Genomic DNA, 16,906 nt, shown 5'->3' on the forward strand with positions numbered 1-16,906 from the left:
ATGCAGGGGGCGATGCCCGGCCTCAGGCCGCGGCTTGCCGGAATTCAGGGGTGCGCGACAGCAGCGAGAGCGAGAACACGCCCCAGTCGTGGCCGTCGGCATGGAAGGCACGGTCAACGAAATGGCCGTAGCGACCTTCGGCCAGCGTGCCCGCTTCGATCTGCTGGTCGAGCTCGAAGCTGCGCTGGCCGAACAGTTCATCGATGGTCAGTGCGACGTCGCCGCCGGCCTGGCGCATGATCAGCACGCGCTGGCCTTCCTGCTGCACGGTGCGCGTGCCTTCCAGGAAGTACTTCAGGTCGACCACCGGGAACAGGTTGCCGCGCAGGTTGCCCACGCCCAGCAGCCAGGGCTGCGCGCAGGGTACCGGGGTCACCGGCGGCATCGGCACGATTTCCACCACTTCGCGGAAATCCGACACCAGCCGGCGCTGGCCGACGCGGTAACCCACGCCACGCCACAGGTCCTGGGCGAACTGCCGCCCGGGCAGCTGCACTGCATGGGCCAGGCTGCGTCGTTCGTAGGCTTCAAGAATGTCGAAGGGCGAGCGCATCAGGCCACCAGTTCGTTGATCCGCGCGATCAGTTCATCCTCGCGCGGCGGCTTGACGATGTAATCGGCCGCGCCCTGGCGCAGGCCCCAGGCCTTGTCGGTTTCCATCGCCTTGGTGCTGACGATGATCACCGGGATGTGCTTGATCGCCGCATCGCGGGCCATCGCCCGGGTGGCCTGGAAACCACTCATGCCGGGCAGGACCACGTCCATCAGCACCAGCTGCGGCACCTGGTCGCGGACCAGCTGCAGGCCATCCTCGGCGTTGTCCGCTTCCAGCACCTCGTGGCCGGCACGGCGCAGCCACTGGGTGAACACCGCGCGGTCGGTCGGTGAATCCTCGATCAGGACGATACGAGCCATTGTGCCTTTCCCCCCTGGTCAGGCGTTGACGTATGTGCGGATGGCACCCAGCAGTTCTTCGCGCGTGAAAGGCTTGGTCAGGTATTGCTCCGAGCCGACGATGCGCCCCCGCGCCTTGTCGAACAGACCATCCTTGGATGACAGCATGATCACCGGGGTCGCCTTGAACAGCTGGTTGCCCTTGATCAGCGCACAGGTCTGGTACCCATCCAGGCGCGGCATCATGATGTCGACGAAGATGATCTGCGGTTGCTGGTCTGCGATCTTGGCAAGCGCTTCGAAGCCGTCGGTGGCGGTGACCACCTCGCAGCCTTCGCGCTTGAGCAGCGTTTCCGCAGTCCTGCGGATGGTCTTCGAATCATCGATGACCATCACCCGGAGTCCTGCGAGTTCCCCGCCCGCAGTCGTGTTTTCAGTCATTGCCTATCCCCAAGCGCACGGCCCAATCTCTGGCGGGAGCCGCTGCGAAAGCGTATCTATATCGCACTTTCCGCGCCCGCTTCAAGGCCGACCTGCCGCGCAGGGGGTAGCACCGGGCTGAACGTGACCGGGTTCGCAATGACTGCGCCGCCGGCAGGCGGACGCTGCGTTGCAGTCCGCCGGGGAGGCGCGCGGCCAGCGTTGCCGCTACCATCAACGCCTTGCCTGACAGGTGCGCCCATGCCGTTGAACGTCATCGTGGTGATGGATCCCATCGCCCACATCAAGATCGCCAAGGACACCACCTTCGCCATGCTGCTGGAAGCCCAGCGCCGCGGCCATGCCCTGCACTACGTGCGACCAGGCGGCCTGGCGCTGGAAGGTGGCGTGGCGGTCGCCCAGACCGCGCCGCTGCGGGTGCGCGACGACCCGGCCGGCTGGTATGAGCTGGGCGCGTTCAGCCGTACCGCGTTCGGTCCCGGCCAGATCGTGCTGATGCGCAAGGACCCGCCGGTCAACGCCGAGTACGTCTATGACACCCAGGTGCTGGACGTGGCCGCCGCCGCCGGCGCCTGCGTGGTCAACAACCCGCAGGGGCTGCGCGACTACAACGAGAAGCTGGCCGCCCTGCTGTTCCCGCAGTGCTGCCCGCCGACCCTGGTCAGCCGCGATGCCAAGGCGCTAAAGGCCTTCGCCCTGGAACACGGCCAGGCCGTGCTGAAGCCGCTGGACGGCATGGGCGGCCGCTCGATCTTCCGCAGCGGCCAGGGCGATCCGAACCTGAACGTGATCCTGGAGACCCTGACCGACGGCGGCCGCAGGCTGGCGCTGGCCCAGAAGTTCATTCCCGACATCACGGCCGGCGACAAGCGCATCCTGCTGGTCGACGGCGAACCGGTCGACTACTGCCTGGCGCGCATCCCGCAGGGTGACGAGTTCCGCGGCAACCTCGCGGCCGGCGGCCGCGGCGAAGGCCGCCCGCTGAGCGAGCGTGACCGCTGGATCGCCGCCCAGGTCGGGCCGGAGATGAAGCGCCGTGGCATGCGCTTCGTCGGCCTGGACGTGATCGGCGATTACCTGACCGAAGTCAACGTGACCAGCCCGACCTGCGTGCGCGAGCTGGACGCGCAGTACGGCCTGAACATCGCTGGCACCCTGTTCGACGCGCTCGAGGCCGGCCTGCGCTGATGGAGGCCGCACCCGCCGTCCTGCCGCCGCCGCGGCGCGAAGCGCAACGGCTGGGCGCCACCGTTGCGTTGTCGGTCGTGGTCCACGCCCTGCTGATCCTGGGCGTGGGCTTTGCGGTGAAGGGCGATGCACCCCTGGTGCCGACGCTGGAGGTGATCTTCAGCCAGACCCGCACTGCGCTGACGCCCAAGCAGGCCGACTTCCTTGCCGCAGCCAGCCAGGAGGGCGGTGGCGAGCACGACCGTGCGCAGCGCCCACGCGACAACCAGGCCGGCATCGTGCCGCAGGCCCAGGCCGGACTGAGCCCGGTACCGCAACAGCAGCAGTCGGCCGCCCCGGCGCCCCCGCCGCAGGCGCGGGTGGTCAGCAGCCGCAACGGCGAAGAGGCGGTGGCCCAGGCACAGTCGCGCCCGACACCGGAGCAGCCGGAACCGGATGCACCGCTGACGGCACGTGAGCAGCGTGATGCCGAAATGGCGCGGCTGGCGGCCGAGGTGCATCTGCGCTCGGCGCAGTACGCCAAGCGCCCGAACCGCAAGTTCGTGTCGGCCAGCACGCGCGAATATGCCTACGCCAATTACCTGCGCGCCTGGGTCGACCGCGCCGAGCGCGTCGGCAACCTGAATTACCCGGACGAGGCCCGGCAGCGCCGGCTCGGCGGCCAGGTGGTGATCAGCGTCGGCGTGCGCCGCGATGGCAGCGTGGAGAGCAGCCGGATCCTGCGTTCGAGCGGGACGCCGTTGCTGGATGAGGCGGCGTTGCGGGTGGTGCAGCTGGCCCAGCCGTTCCCGCCGTTGCCGAAGACCGAGGACGAGATCGACATCCTGCAGGTCACCCGCACGTGGGTGTTCCTGCCGGGTGGCACCCTGCACGACGACCGGTAAGGTTTTGTTGCCCGGGCCTGCGGCCCGGGACCCGCTGCAAGCCCAGGCAACTGCAACAGCAGGAACAAGAGCTGCGGCTGGGCTTCGGGTTTGGCGGGGCGGTATGGGCTTGCAGGACACGCCGTAAACCCATCCATGGGGGCTCGATGACGCCTTGCTCGTGTGCGCTGTCCTGCGCACACGGCAAGACCGGGGTTGGGCGTCCTGCCCAACCCGCTCGAGGCGTGCCTCGGGCCCATGGCGCCAACGGTCCTGCAAGCCCACACCGCCCCGCCTCTGACAGATCCCGACGCATCATTGCTGTTGGTAGGTGTCGACCTTGGTCGACACGCATCCACGCTATGCGTGGATGCGAGCGAAGCGATCCGCTTTTGACTTTGATTTTCTTTTGATTTTCCGTGGCGGACGCACACGGAAACTGTCAGAGGTCGGGCGGGGTGGGTTCGCGGGGGGGGCCGCGGCATGGATGCCGCGGCCAAGCCCCCAGGGGTGAGGGCGCTTTGCTTGCGAAGCACTGCTTCGCAAGCGCCCGAACGCACAGCCGCCAGCGGCTGGGCCGGACCGCGGAGCGGGGTTCACGGCGTCCCCCGCGAACCCACCCCGCCCGGCCAAGCGCGGCTCGTGCTTTCGCCCTCCGTCACGAGGGGCTCAGCCGTTGGCCTTCGCCTTCGCTTCTCGCGCCGCCTGCTGCTCGACCAGGGTCAGTGCCACGTTGTCGCGCAGGTAGGCCTACTCGACCTTCTCCGGTGCAATGGCTTCGCCGCGCGCGAACGCCGGCACCGCCAGTGCGAGCACGTCCGACGCACGCGGCAATGCCGTGGCGTCGAAACCGCGCAGGCCTGTACCGAGCTGCGCGACCAGCGCACCCTCGGCTGCGGCGAAACCGGTACCCACACCGTAGACGGACAGCCCTTCCGGCAACGCCACCGCCGCCGGCGCGCAGACGCGCTCGGCATCGCGCGCCACCGGCAGGCCGTCCACGCGCTCGAAGCGGGCGACATACAGTTCGCCCATCCGCGCATCGATCGCCGACAGGAGCTGCGTTTCCCCGGCCGGTGCGCGCAGCGCCAGCACCTGCAGCGTCGAGACCGGCAGCAGCGGGCGGTCCAGCGCGAGGGCGATGCCCTGGGCGATGGCAATCGCCAGGCGCACGCCCGTGAATGCGCCCGGGCCGCGACTGAGCGCGATGCCATCGAGCTGGCGACGGCTGATGCCGGCGTCGGCCAGCAACGCCTCGGCCCATGGCAGGCTCAGCTCGGCATGCCGCCGGCGCGGGGCGATCTCGAACCGTTCCATCACCTGCCCATCGACATGCAGGGCAACGGAACAGGCTTCGGTGGCGGTTTCAAAGGCGAGCAGTTTCATCGGATCGGGTCAGAACAGGGGGAACGTGGCACCGTGAGCGGGCTTCGGGCCCGCCACGGTGGCCGCCGGAGCAGCCGCATCGTCGGCCACGGGCGCCCATTGTGGCGCAAAGAAGGCCTGCACATCGGCCAGGCTGCGGGTACGGCGGAACGGCGGCAGTGAATCCAGGAAGACCCGGCCATACCCCCGGTTGAGCAGGCGCGGATCGCACAACACCAGCACACCACGATCGCTTTCGCTGCGGATCAAGCGGCCGACGCCCTGCTTCAGGGCGATCACCGCCTGCGGCAGCTGTTCGTCGCGGAACGGATTGCCGCCCTGGCTGCGGATCGCCTCCAGCCGCGCTTCGTAGACCGGATCGTCCGGTGCCGCAAACGGCAGCTTGTCGATCACCACCACGCTCAGCGCTTCGCCGACGACGTCCACGCCTTCGCGGAAACTGGCCGAACCGAGCAGCACGCCGTTGCCCGACTCGCGGAAGCGCTGCAGCAGTGTTGCGCGCGGCGCCTCGCCCTGCACGAACAACGGCCACGGCCCATCCCGCAGTGCCTCGGCGGCCTCGCGCAAGGCGCGGTGCGAGGCGAACAGCAGGAACGCCCTGCCCTGCGAGGCCTGCAACACCGGCCGCAGGGCCTGGATCAGCGCGGTGCCGAATCCGCGCGCCGCCGGATCGGGCAGGCCTTCGGGCAGGTAGCACAACGCCTGCTCGGGCCAGTTGAACGGGCTTGGCTGGACCAGCGTGTGGGGATCGTCCAGGCCTAGGCGCGTGGCGATATGGTCGAAACCACCGCCCACGGTCAGCGTGGCCGAGGTGAAGATCCACGCCGCACGGCTGCGTTCGCGATGCTCGCGCAATGGGCCGGACACATCCATCGGCGTGCGCTGGCAGCGGAACCCGCGCGACGTGAGTTCGTACCACAGCACATCGGCGGGACTGGCAGCGTCGGCCGGGTCGGTATCGAAATCGAGCGCTGGCGCATCATCGCCCAGCCAGCGACCGAGCCGCGAGACCGCCTCGCGCGCCCGTGCATGGCAGGCATCCAGGCCCGCCGCCGCTTCGCGCAGCGGCTGCAATGCCTGCTCGAGCGTCACCAGGCCTACCATCACCGTATCGAATCCGTCGCGGACCTGCGGCATGGCCAGCGCACGCCACTGCGTACCCCGCAGTGGCAGCCCTTCCATCGCCGAACGCAGCGCCAGCAATGCCTGCTGCAGCTGATCCACCGGTTCCTGCAGGGCCGACTGCGCGCCCCCTACACCGCGCGCCTCGGCCAGGCAGTCGCGGCCCAGTTCCTGCCATGGGCGCATGCCGAACCCCTCGCCGAAGAACTGCGCAGCCAGTTCGGGCAACTGGTGTGCCTCGTCGATGACAAAGGCCTGCGCCCCCGGCAGCAGTTCGCCGAAACCGTCCTGCTTCAGGGCCAGATCGGCCAGCAGCAGGTGATGGTTGACCACCACCACATCGGCGGCCTGCGCACGTTGCCGCGCACGCACCACGAAGCAGTCATCCCAGAACGGGCAATCGGTACCCAGGCAGTTGTCGACGGTGGAGGTGACCATCGGCAGCAGCGGCGAATCATCGGCCAGGCCGTCGAGCTCAGCGATGTCGCCGAACTCCGAGCGACCGGACCAAGCCAGGATGCGCTGGAACTGCGCGGCCTGTTCGGGGCTGGAGAACCGCGGTTCGCCGCGGGCCTGCTGCAGGCGGTAGCGGCACAGGTAATTCGCGCGCCCCTTCAGCAGTGCACTGCGCAGGCCGACGCCGAGCGCCTGGCGCACGCGCGGCAGGTCGCGATGGTAGAGCTGGTCCTGCAGCGCGCGGGTACCGGTGGAGATGATGGTGCGCAGCCCGGAAAGCAGCACCGGCACCAGGTAGGCGAAGGTCTTGCCGGTGCCGGTACCGGCCTCGGCCAGCAGCAGGTCACGCTGCTGCAGCGCGTCGGCGATGGCTTCGGTCAGGTGCAGCTGTGCTGGACGCGGGACAAAGGCATCCAGGTGCGAGGCGAGCGCGCCGCCGTCGCTGAGGGCTTCGCGGCTGGCATGGACAAGGTCGGACATCAGAGGGAGAGGATACCCGGCCGGGCGCTGCCCGGCACCCGTTTCAAGCCAGGGCAACAGCAACGGCAACGACAGTCATGGCTCTGGGTTGCACTGAGGGCAGGCGGGTCCCGGTGACGGAGGCACGCGCTTCGTAGAGTCGAGCTTGCTCGGCTGGGATGTCAGAAGCGGTGGAGGGAACGGGGAAAGAGGATGAATTACCGCGCGCGCGCAGCGCGCGACCCGCTTTTGATTTTCTTTTTCTTTTTCCGTGGCTGGACGCACACGGAAACTGTCAGAGGCCGGGCGGGGTGGGTTCGCGGGTGTCCGCGGCATGGATGCCGCGGCCAAGCCCCCAGGGACGGGTTCACGGCGTCCCCCGCGAACCCACCCCGCCCGGCCAAGCGCGGCTTTTGCTTCTGGCTTCAGCGACCAACCCACAGCCACGAGGGGCTGCGCCGTTGGCTGGAAATTCAGTACCGCTTGATCCCCGGCACCGTGCAGCCTTCAATCTGCGCGTGCGCCGACACCGCATTCTCCTTCTCGCCCCGCGCCAGGCGCGACTGTTCGATCGTCGCCCAGTGCCGGCGGCACAGCGGCCCGGTCTTCGAACCCAGATCCACCGCCTTGCGTGCGAACGTCTCCGCCTGCGCCCACTGGCCCTGCAGCAGCGCCAGTTCAGCCCGCTCCTGCAGCACGGCCGGGTCCCCGGCCACGATGTCCAGCGCATGGTCCAGGCTGCTGGCGGCACCGGACAGGTCGTTGGCCTGGCGCTGCGCCTGTGCGGTCAGCCGCAGGTCTTCCACCTGCGAATCACGCAGCGGCTGCACCGACAATTCCTTGTCATCCGGGCCCGCGGCCGCGTCCACCGCGGCCAGCCGCTGCGCCGGCGTCGTGGTATCCACCGGCTTGACCACCGGCGGTGCAGTACTGACGCAGGCGGCCAGGGCCAGGCTGAGGCCGGTCAGGGCAAGGGGCTGCAGCAGGATTCGCATGTTCATCGGCATCATCGGCTTGGCGGAGGAGAGGCGGCGGCAGGCTCGGCAGGGGCATCCGGCTTGCGGTCCAGGCCGAACCAGCTGCGCCAGCCACCGCCCTCGCCTTCAGCCTCGCCCTGCCCGTCCGGCGGCGCGGCCGGTGCACACGGAGCGTAGGCCGGGGCATAGCCCACCACGAACGGGAAACGGCGCGCGCCGGGGCAGCCTTCATCGGTGCTGTTGAGGCCGGTCGGGGCCACCGACTGCCAGTCCAGGCCCTTGTTGCTGACCCGTAGCGGCGCGCTCGGCAGGCGCTGGAAGATGCCCGACCAGACCCGCATCGCACCGGTGGCGCCATACAGGCCGGCCTGCTCGTTCTGGTCGTTGCCGATCCAGATCACCGCCAGGTGATCGCCGGTGTAGCCGGCGTACCAGCTGTCGCGCCCGTCGTTGGTGGTACCGGTCTTGCCGGCCGGCTGCAGGCGGCCAAGGCCGTCGGCATTGAGCCGCTGTGCGGTGCCGCTGGCGACCACCTGCTGCAGGCCGACACTGATCAGGTTGGCGGCAATCGAGTCGCCTTCCTGTGCCGGTGCCGGCGTCTTGTCGTAACGCTTGAGCAGCTTGCCCTGCGGATCGAGCACGCCACGCACCGCGTGCAGCGGCTGGATCTCGCCGCCGGACGCCAGGAACTGGTACAGCTGCGCCATCGCGTACGGGCTCTGGTCGGTCGAGCCGAGGATCACCGCCGGGTTGGCGTCGGCCTTGATGCCGGCCAGGACATGGATCAGCTGGGTCACGCGCTCCGGGCCGACCTGCATGCCCACGCGCACCGTGGCCTGGTTGTAGGAATGCGCCAGTGCGTCGATCAGGCGCACCGTGCCGTGGCTGCGGTTGTCCGCGTTGCCGGGACTCCAGTTGCGGCCGCGGCCGAGCTGCACCGTCACCGGCGAGTCATCGACCCAGCTGGCCAGCGAGTAACGGTCCGGCTGCGCCAGGGCCAGCAGGTAGACGAACGGCTTGAGCAGCGAACCGACCGGACGCTGCGCCTCGATCGCGCGGTTGAAGCCGACCTCGGACACCTCGCGGCTGCCGATCACCGCCAGCACGTCGCCGTTGTGCACGTCGGTCAGCACCATGCCGGCCTGCAGCTCGGGGCGGCGCTTGCTTTCCAGCGACTTGATGGTGCGGGTCACCGCGCCTTCGGCGTAGGCCTGCGCGGACGGCGACATGCCGGTCATCACGCTCAGGCCCGCACCCTGCAGCGCCGATTCCGGGTAGTCATGGCCGAGCTGGCGACGGACCAGGTCAACGTAGGCCGGGAAGCGGTTGGCCGCGACCAGGCCCGGCGTCTTGGGAACGCCCAACGGTGCCTTCAGTGCGCGCTGGTACTCGGCGTCGTCGATCAGCGTGGCCTCGTGCAGCTTGCCCAGCACGAAGTTGCGGCGATCCAGCGCGCGCTCCGGGTTGCGCCGCGGGTCGTAGAAGGACGGTCCCTTGACCAGGCCGATCAGCAGGGCGATCTGCTCGGTCTCCAGCGACTGCAGGTCGCGGCCGAACCAGAACTCGGCACCGGAGGACATGCCATGGATCGCCTGGCTGCCGCGCTGGCCCAGGTACACCTGGTTGAGATAGGCCTCGAAGATGGTGCGCTTGTCGTAGCGCGCTTCCATGATCAGCGCGTACAGCACTTCGTTGAACTTGCGGGTGATCGTCTGTTCCTTGCCGATGCCGAGCAGGCCGCTGCGGGCCAGCTGCTGGGTCAGCGTCGAAGCGCCCTGGCGGCTCTGGCCACCGGAGCGGATCGTCACCCACACGGCGCGCGCGATGCCGGACAGGTCGATGCCGTGGTGGCGGTTGAAGTCCTTGTCCTCCACCGCCTGCAGGCCGGTCACCAGCAGGTCCGGCGCCTCGTCCATGCGGATCAGCCGGCGTTCTTCCTGCTTCTGCCCATAGAGGGTGGCGATACGCGCCGGATCCAGCCGCGCCGCCTTCAACGCCTTGCGGCTGTCGGCGTCACGCAGCGAGGCCACGCCGCCATCGGCCAGCGTCAGTTCCACCCGGCGCGGGGCCACCCGGCCGTCAACGTCGTTGTAGCCGCGGCTGGCGATCACGAAGCGCCCGCCGTTCACCGCGTAGGTGGCCGGCTCCTTGCCCTGGCCGTCATCGCGGTAGGCCGAGGCGGCCAGCTCGGTCTTCAGCGTGGACGCATCCATCGCCTTGCCGGGGGTCAGTACCAGCGGGCGCGCGTACACGCGCGTCGGGATCTGCCAGCGCAGCTCGCCGAAACGCTGGGTCACCTGCTGGTTCAGGTACAGCGTATAGGGAATGAGGAACCCCAGCCCCAACGCGACCGCAGCCATGCTCCAGGTGATCAGCCGGCGCCGCCACAGCGGACCGCTGTCCTGCTGGTCGTCGTCGAAATCGTCGATGTCGTCGGAATCGTAGCGTCGGGGCACGGGAATGCGAGAATGTAGGGTCTGGCGAGTCTACCCCAGCCGCTGCGGCTGGCGGGTTCTCCCGGGTTCCCCTGCTTAAGCTGGAGTTGCAACCGGATGGCGATGTCCCTGGCCGAGATCCGATACCTGATCAACCGCCTGTCGGGCCTGGCCCGCCGGAGCCTGGCAAGCCTGCGCACCCGTGGCTGGCGGGCCACCTGGCAACGCATCCGCGTGCACACCCAGCGCGCCGTTCCCGCGCCGCGCACGCCGCTGTTCCTGCCGCCGGCCCAGGAGTTCGCCCCCTTCGCGGTGCCGTTCAGCGCGTCGCCGGAGGTGAGCATCATCATTCCGGTCTACAACCATGTCGACCACACCCTGGCCTGTCTGCGCGCGCTGGCGGCGCACCCGCCGGCGGCCGCCTGCGAGATCCTGGTGGTGGATGACGGCAGCAGCGATGCCACCGTGCAGTGGATGCCGCAGGTGGCCGGGCTGCGCTATGAAGTACGCGAGCACAACGGCGGCTTCATCGACGCCTGCAACGATGGCGTGTCGCGCGCACGCGGCCGCTACGTGGTGCTGCTCAACAACGATACCGTGCCGCAACCCGGCTGGCTTGATGCCCTGCTGGACACCTTCGGCAGCGTGCCCGGCGCCGGCCTGGTCGGCAGCCAGCTGCTGTACCCGGATGGCCGCCTGCAGGAGTCGGGCGGCGTGATCTTCACCGATGGCAGTGGCTGGAGCTATGGCCGCTTCGGAGCGGCTGACGATCCGCGCTTTGCCAGCCTGCGCGACGTCGACTACTGCTCCGGTGCGGCGCTGATGCTGCCGCGCGCGCTGTGGCAGCAGCTGGATGGCTTCGACACCCGCTACAGGCCGGCGTACTACGAGGACACCGACCTGGCCTTCCGCGTGCGTGCACACGGCCTGCGCGTGCTGGTGCAGCCGGCCAGCCGGGTGGTCCACGACGAAGGCACCAGCAACGGCACCGACACCGGCAGCGGGGTGAAGGCCTACCAGGTGCGCAACCAGGCCATCTTCGCCGCCCGCTGGGCCGCCGAACTGGCCCGCCACCCGGCGGTCGGCGACGTGCCGTCGCCGGCGTTGCTGCTGCGCGGCCGGCGCCAGGTGCTGATCCTGGACGAGGAAGTGCCGCAGCCGGATCGTGATTCCGGATCGCTGCGCCAGGTCAATCTGATCCGCCTGCTGCTGCAGGGCGGTGCGCATGTGGTGTTCGTGCCGACCCGGCGCGAGCATGCCGGGGCGGCGACCGAAGCGCTGCAGCGGATGGGCGTGGAAGTCTGGTACGCCCCGTTCCTTGACGGCGTGGCCGGCTGGTTGCGCAGCCACGGCTCGCGGTTCGACGTGGCGATGCTGGTGCGCCACCACGTCGCCCACGAGTGCCTGCCCCTGCTCAAGCGCTATGCGCCGCAGGCACGCACGGTGTTCGACACCGTCGACCTGCACTACCTGCGTGAACGCCGCGGTGCCGAAGTGGCCGGCGATGCGGCCCTGCTGCGCGCCGCAGAACGCACCCGCAGCAGCGAACTGGCCGTGATGGAACAGTGCGACATCACGGTGCTGGTCAGTGCCGCAGAGCGCGAGCAGCTGCAGGCCGATGCGCCACGGGTGCGGGTGGAGCTGATCTCCAACCTGCACGAGGTTGCCGGTGCCGGCGCGGCGTTCGAGCAGCGCCACGACCTGGTGTTTGTCGGTGGCTTCCGCCATCCGCCGAACCTGGATGGCATGCAATGGTTCATCGGCGAGGTCTTCGCGCGCATCCGTGCCCGCCTGCCGGAGGTACGCCTGCACTGCATCGGCGCGGCGGCCCCGGAATCGCTGCTGGCACTGGCCGCGCGCCAACCCGGCGTGCAGATGCACGGCTTCGTCGAAGACATCACGCCCTACATGGACGGCGCGCGCATCGCCATCGCACCCCTGCGGTTCGGCGCCGGAGTGAAGGGCAAGATCAACCTGAGCATGGCCCATGGCCAGCCGGTGGTCGGTACCACGTGCGCCGTGGAAGGCATGCACCTGCACGCGGGCAAGGATGTGCTGGTGGCCGACGACGCCGAAGGATTCGCCGATGCGGTGATCCGCCTGTACCAGGATCCGCAGTTGTGGCAACAGTTGTCCGACGCCGGTCTGGCCAATGTCGCCGAGCATTTCTCGCTCGAAGCCGCCCGCGCAACCGTGCAGCGCGTGTTCTTCGACTAGTCCACCCGTCCACCGGCGCGGCGCAGGCGATCTTCAAACGCCGGCAGTTCGGCCAGATCCGGTTGCAGCAACCGCGCCTGTTCGGCGGCATGTTCGGCAAAGGCCAGGTCGCCGCTTCCGAGCCGTTCGCTACCGATTGCCAGCCAGCGCTGGGCCAGGCGCAGCCGCGCCGAGGGCAACCCCGACGCAGTCGGTGACAGGGTCTGCCAGGCCTGCAGGCAGGCGCCTGCGGCCTGTACGCGGTTCTGCCGCAGATTGTCGTCGAAGCAGCGGCGACTGGCGGGCAGCAGGCGCGCGGCAGCGGCCTTCACCCGCGCGTCGCGGGGCGCCAGTGACTGGGCTTCGCGCAGCGCGTCGAACGCGCTGTGTCCCGGCGGGCTGATCCACTGTCCTGCACGCTCGGCGCGCTCGATCTTCCGCAGGTGGTCGCGCAGCTGGCGTTCGCGCTGCGCACTGCTGACCGCAGGCTGCTGCAGGGCCTGTTGCGCCTGCCGCGCGCGCTGCAGGCGTTGCGTCAGCTGCTGCTGCACTGCCTGCGACGCCCCCAGCTCCACGGCCAATGCCGCATCACGTTGCGCCGCGTCGAACTGGAAATCGTCGGCGAGCTTCTGGCTGCGCGCCACCACCGCCTGCAAGGCCTGCTCACGCCCGCGCTGGGCGTTGGGATCATCGGCGGCCACCGCCAGCACCGCCAGGAAGCCCCTGGCCGCTGCGTCCAGCTGCTGCCGTTGCAACGAACGCTGCGCCTGCCGAAGGCGCTGGTCGACCGCGCGCGCCAGGGCTTCCTCGCTGGCTGGCAGATCGGCATGCCCGGCATCGAACTGACGGGCGCGGCGCAGGATCGTCGCTGCGTCGGCAAGCTCCCCTCGCCCGGCCCGCATGCGCGCCTGCTGCAGCAGGTCGCTCAATGCGTCTTCGCGCCCTTCCAGTGCGGGCAGGTTGTCCGGCTGCAGGGCCAGGATGCGTTGGAACAGGGGCAATGCACTGCTCTCGCCGTCATCCAGGCGCCCGGCCGCGAACGCATTGCGCGCCTGTGCCAGCAATGCCCCGATTCCCGCACCGGCACTGCGTCGCGCCTGCAACTGACGGGCAACCGCTTCGGCTTCAGCCTGCGGCACCTGCAGTTCGCGGGCCAGTGCCAGTGCCCGTGCACTGCCCTCCAGGTCATCGGCCAGCAGGCGGTCGCGGGCCTGTTGCAGCGCTGCCGCGCCGGTATTGGCCAGGCCCTGGCGCGCCTGCGGCCGATCGCCATCCAGTGCCAGCACCGCCTGGTAGCGCTCGCGTGCACCGCTGCCATCAGCATCGCTCAGGCGCCCGGCGGCCAGCGCCCGATCCCCTTCGGCCAGCAGCTGTTCGATCTGCGGCTCATCCCAGAACCAATCGGCCAGCGGCTTGCGCAGCAGGACCAGCAGCACGAACACCGCCAGCGCTGCCAGCAGCGCCCAGCGCCAGATCCGGCGCGCATGGCGCGCCTGCAGCCACCACCAACGCCCCTCGCGGCGGACGCGGTCCAGCGCCGGATGTTCAGCGCCATGCGGGCGATGCGGGGGCTCGCGTTCCATGCGTGCAAGGGTAGCCGGGGCAGCGTGAAGCTCAGCCGAGGCGACGTGCCTCGCTCACGCCCGGCAGCGCATCGAGCTTGCCCAGCAGGGTCGACAGCTGGCCGTAATCGCTCACCTTCAGCCGCAGCCGCAGGTGCGCGCGGCCGCTGTTGCGCACGTTGTCGCTGTGGATGTCGAGCACGTAAGCGTCCTCCTGGGCGATCAGGTTGGTGATGTCCTTCAGCAGCCAGCGGCGGTCGACGGCGTCGACCACCACGTCCACTTCATAGCCACCGCCGGCCTGGCCCCATTCCACCGGCAGGATGCGCTGCGGGCTGGTGGCCGCCAACCGGGCCAGCGCTGCACAGTCTGCCCGATGCACGGTGACACCCCGGCTACGGGTCAGGTAGCCGACGATCGGCTCGCCGGCCACCGGTTGGCAGCAGCGTGCCAGCTGCACCAGCAGGTTGCCCACGCCCTGCACCGTGAACTTCGATTTGCCCAGATTCTCGCGACGCGCGGTCGGCCGCGGCAGGGTCGGCGCCGGCGGCGGCTGGCTTGCGGCGCGCTCCGCCTCCAGCAGCGCGCGGCTGACCTGGTTCGGGCCGGTATCGCCCAGCGCCACCTGGATGTACAGGTCATCGACGCTGTCGGCATGGAATTTCTTTGCCGCGATGGCGAGGTCCGAGTGCTGCAGACCCAGCCGCTTCAGTTCGCGCTCGAGCAGCTCGCGGCCGGCCTGTACGTTGCGCGCACGGTCCAGCTTGTGGAACCAGCTGCGCACCTTTTCGCGCGACCGGTTGCTGGCCAGGAAGCCGTTGGCCGGCATCAGCCAGTCGCGACGGGGGTCGGCCTCCTTGCCGGTCAGGATCTCGACCCGGTCGCCACTGCGCAGGCGATAGGTCAGCGGCACGATGCGGCCGTTGACCTTGGCACCGCGGCAGCGGTGGCCGACCATGGTGTGCACCTGGTAGGCGAAATCAAGCGGGGTGGCGCCCTGCGGCAGGTCCAGCACCTCGTCCTTCGGGCTCAGTGCATAGACCCGGTCCTCGGTCAGCTCGGCATCGAGCGCCCCGGCCAGTTCATTGCCCTGCCCGTCCTGGGCCTGCTCCAGCAGCTGGCGCATCCAGGTGATCTTGCGATCGAAGGCCTTCTCGGCGCCCTTGCCGCCTTCCTTGTACTTCCAGTGCGCGGCGACGCCCAGCTCGGCCTGCGAGTGCATTTCATGGGTCCGGATCTGCACTTCGATGGTGCGCCCTTCCGGACCGACCACCGCAGTGTGCAGCGAGCGGTAGTCGTTGGCCTTGGGCCGTGCGATGTAGTCGTCGAACTCACTCGGTACCGGTGCCCACAGCGCGTGCACCACGCCCAGCGCGGCATAGCAGGCAGCGACATCGTCGACCATCACCCGCACTGCGCGGATGTCATAGAGCTGGTCGAAGGCCAACCGCTTCTTCTGCATCTTCCGCCAGATGCTGTAGATGTGCTTCGGCCGGCCACTGACTTCGGCCTTGATGCCCTGCGCGACCAGTTCGCGCGACAGCACCTTCTTGACGTTCTCGACGTAACGCTCGCGCGCGATGCGGGTTTCGTCCACCTCGCGGGCGATGCGGCGGTAGGTCTCCGGTTCCAGGTGGCGGAACGCCAGATCCTCAAGCTCCCATTTCAGCTGCCAGATGCCCAGGCGGTTGGCCAGGGGAGCGTGGATGTCACGGGTCAGCTGCGCCAGTGCGCGGCGCTGCCCGTCGTCCAGCTTGTCCGCTGCACGCATCCGCGCCAGCTGGCGTGCCAGCAGGATCGGCACCACGCGCAGGTCACGGATGATCGCCAGCAGCAACCGGCGCAGGCCTTCACTGTTGCGCCCGGCCTCGCGGCCGGCATGCAGTGCCCACACCGGATCGGCGGCATCCTGGCCGTCGAGCAGGCCGATCACCGCCGCCTTGTGGTTGCCCAGCGGCAGCTGGTCCAGGCTGGCACGCAGGCCCGGCAGATCAAACAGCAAGGCGGCAACCACCGCGCCTTCGTCGGCCGAGAGCATCGCCAGCGCGTCGAGGGTGTCGCCCAGCACCGACCAGGTGGCACGCATCTGGTGGTCGCACGCTGGCGCTTCCCAGTGCTCGCGCAGGGCCTGGCGCAGCGGAGCAGGCAGCACCGCTGCCGAAGGACGGTTCAACAAGGCATCCAGGCCGGGGACGGAAGCGCGGTTCACAGCATCGAGCAGGCAAGACAGAGGGTCCTACACTAGCGCCGGTACCGTTCAGGGACAATCACTGCGGCCACCACCACCCGGCATGAGGACATGCCGCTACACTCGCGAACATACCCAGGAGAGACCCGCCATGCCTTCGATTGCCCCGCGCGTCCGTCCACGGCTGCTGGCCTGTGCCGCCGTGCTGCTGTCCCTGTCCGCGCCTGCGCTGGCCCAGCGCGTGGTGGAGGGCGATCTGCAGCAGCAGATGTCGCCCGCCGAGTTCAAGGCCGCCGGCCTGGACAAGCTCAGTGCCGGTGAACTGGCCACGCTCAACCGCTGGCTGCAGGGCAAGGTCGAGGCGGCCACCACCCAGGCCGTCGCCGCCGCGCGCGAAGAAGGCCGCCAGGAAGTGATCAAGAAGAACCGCGGCTTCCTCGACTTCGGCAGCAGCGAGCCGATCGAAAGCCACCTGCAGGGCGAGTTCCGTGGCTTCGGCCAGGGCCGCCGCTACGTGTTGCAGAACGGCCAGGAATGGGAGCAGATCGATGCCACGCAGTACTCCGGCGGCCGCAAGGATGCCCCGAAGGTCAGCATGCGCCCGGGCGTGATGGGCGCCTGGTACATGAAGGTGGACGGCGTGAACGTGCAGCCGAAGGTACGTCGGACCAAATAGCGCCCGGGCATTCCGGCCGCGCCGGATTCATGCCTGGCCGCCAGGGTCGCCGGATGGGGCGAC

Annotated in this window: 12 protein-coding genes and 1 pseudogene; 4 read left to right on the plus strand and 9 right to left on the minus strand. The window is 69.3% G+C overall.

The features are described 5' to 3' along the window. Positions 1-22: 22 nt before the first annotated feature. From NSQ78_RS16645 to pilG, 3 genes are read right to left on the minus strand one after another with little or no spacing between them, the layout of a single operon-like run. The gene (locus NSQ78_RS16645) at positions 23-553 is read right to left on the minus strand and encodes a chemotaxis protein CheW (protein ID WP_049468081.1); all 531 of its coding nucleotides are present in this window, start codon (positions 551-553) and stop codon (positions 23-25) included. Next, positions 553-915 carry a response regulator gene (locus NSQ78_RS16650; RefSeq protein ID WP_005410717.1) on the minus strand — a complete coding sequence of 121 codons (363 nt, stop codon included), beginning with the start codon at positions 913-915 and terminating at the stop codon, positions 553-555. The genes NSQ78_RS16645 and NSQ78_RS16650 overlap by 1 nt, the downstream gene beginning before the upstream one ends. An 18-nt stretch (positions 916-933) precedes the next feature. Then, entirely contained in the window at positions 934-1,335 is a 402-nt protein-coding gene (pilG, locus tag NSQ78_RS16655; protein ID WP_005418455.1) for a twitching motility response regulator PilG, read from the minus strand. A 240-nt stretch (positions 1,336-1,575) separates the two neighbouring features. On the opposite strand from pilG, the gene gshB reads away from it, so the two are divergent. Together gshB and NSQ78_RS16665 are read left to right on the plus strand one after the other, a co-directional pair. After that, the gene (gene gshB / locus NSQ78_RS16660; RefSeq protein ID WP_064239040.1) at positions 1,576-2,523 is read left to right on the plus strand and encodes a glutathione synthase; all 948 of its coding nucleotides are present in this window, start codon (positions 1,576-1,578) and stop codon (positions 2,521-2,523) included. Then, positions 2,523-3,407: an energy transducer TonB gene (locus NSQ78_RS16665; RefSeq protein ID WP_053461113.1), complete on the plus strand. Its 885-nt coding sequence runs from the start codon at positions 2,523-2,525 to the stop codon at positions 3,405-3,407. The genes gshB and NSQ78_RS16665 overlap by 1 nt, the downstream gene beginning before the upstream one ends. Positions 3,408-4,055: 648 nt before the next feature. Here the strand turns inward: NSQ78_RS16665 and tsaB are convergent. From tsaB to mrcB, 4 genes and pseudogenes are all read right to left on the minus strand, one after another. Continuing rightward, positions 4,056-4,772, minus strand: a pseudogene (tsaB, locus tag NSQ78_RS16670) (tRNA (adenosine(37)-N6)-threonylcarbamoyltransferase complex dimerization subunit type 1 TsaB). A 9-nt stretch (positions 4,773-4,781) separates the two neighbouring features. Beyond that, positions 4,782-6,830 carry an ATP-dependent DNA helicase gene (locus NSQ78_RS16675; RefSeq protein ID WP_339206859.1) on the minus strand — a complete coding sequence of 683 codons (2,049 nt, stop codon included), beginning with the start codon at positions 6,828-6,830 and terminating at the stop codon, positions 4,782-4,784. Positions 6,831-7,282: 452 nt separating this feature from the next. Beyond that, the gene (locus NSQ78_RS16680; protein WP_080473153.1) at positions 7,283-7,819 is read right to left on the minus strand and encodes a hypothetical protein; all 537 of its coding nucleotides are present in this window, start codon (positions 7,817-7,819) and stop codon (positions 7,283-7,285) included. Then, a complete protein-coding gene (mrcB, locus tag NSQ78_RS16685) occupies positions 7,816-10,242 on the minus strand; it encodes a penicillin-binding protein 1B (RefSeq protein ID WP_064239043.1) in 2,427 nt (808 codons plus the stop codon). The genes NSQ78_RS16680 and mrcB overlap by 4 nt, the downstream gene beginning before the upstream one ends. A 96-nt stretch (positions 10,243-10,338) precedes the next feature. Between mrcB and NSQ78_RS16690 the strand changes: the two genes are divergently transcribed. Beyond that, the gene (locus NSQ78_RS16690; RefSeq protein ID WP_064239044.1) at positions 10,339-12,438 is read left to right on the plus strand and encodes a glycosyltransferase; all 2,100 of its coding nucleotides are present in this window, start codon (positions 10,339-10,341) and stop codon (positions 12,436-12,438) included. Here the strand turns inward: NSQ78_RS16690 and NSQ78_RS16695 are convergent. Together NSQ78_RS16695 and NSQ78_RS16700 are read right to left on the minus strand one after the other, a co-directional pair. Beyond that, complete coding sequence (locus NSQ78_RS16695) at positions 12,435-14,000, minus strand: hypothetical protein (protein ID WP_064239045.1); 1,566 nt, start codon at positions 13,998-14,000, stop codon at positions 12,435-12,437. The two genes, NSQ78_RS16690 and NSQ78_RS16695, sit on opposite strands and share 4 nt — an antisense overlap. A 31-nt stretch (positions 14,001-14,031) precedes the next feature. After that, a complete protein-coding gene (locus NSQ78_RS16700) occupies positions 14,032-16,188 on the minus strand; it encodes a bifunctional (p)ppGpp synthetase/guanosine-3',5'-bis(diphosphate) 3'-pyrophosphohydrolase (protein ID WP_049466499.1) in 2,157 nt (718 codons plus the stop codon). Positions 16,189-16,318: 130 nt separating this feature from the next. On the opposite strand from NSQ78_RS16700, the gene NSQ78_RS16705 reads away from it, so the two are divergent. Beyond that, entirely contained in the window at positions 16,319-16,843 is a 525-nt protein-coding gene (locus tag NSQ78_RS16705) for a hypothetical protein (RefSeq protein ID WP_049466497.1), read from the plus strand. The last annotated feature ends 63 nt before the right edge of the window (positions 16,844-16,906 follow it).

Source organism: Stenotrophomonas sp. FSL W7-1447, from assembly GCF_037966425.1.
GTDB classification, from domain to species: domain Bacteria; phylum Pseudomonadota; class Gammaproteobacteria; order Xanthomonadales; family Xanthomonadaceae; genus Stenotrophomonas; species Stenotrophomonas pavanii.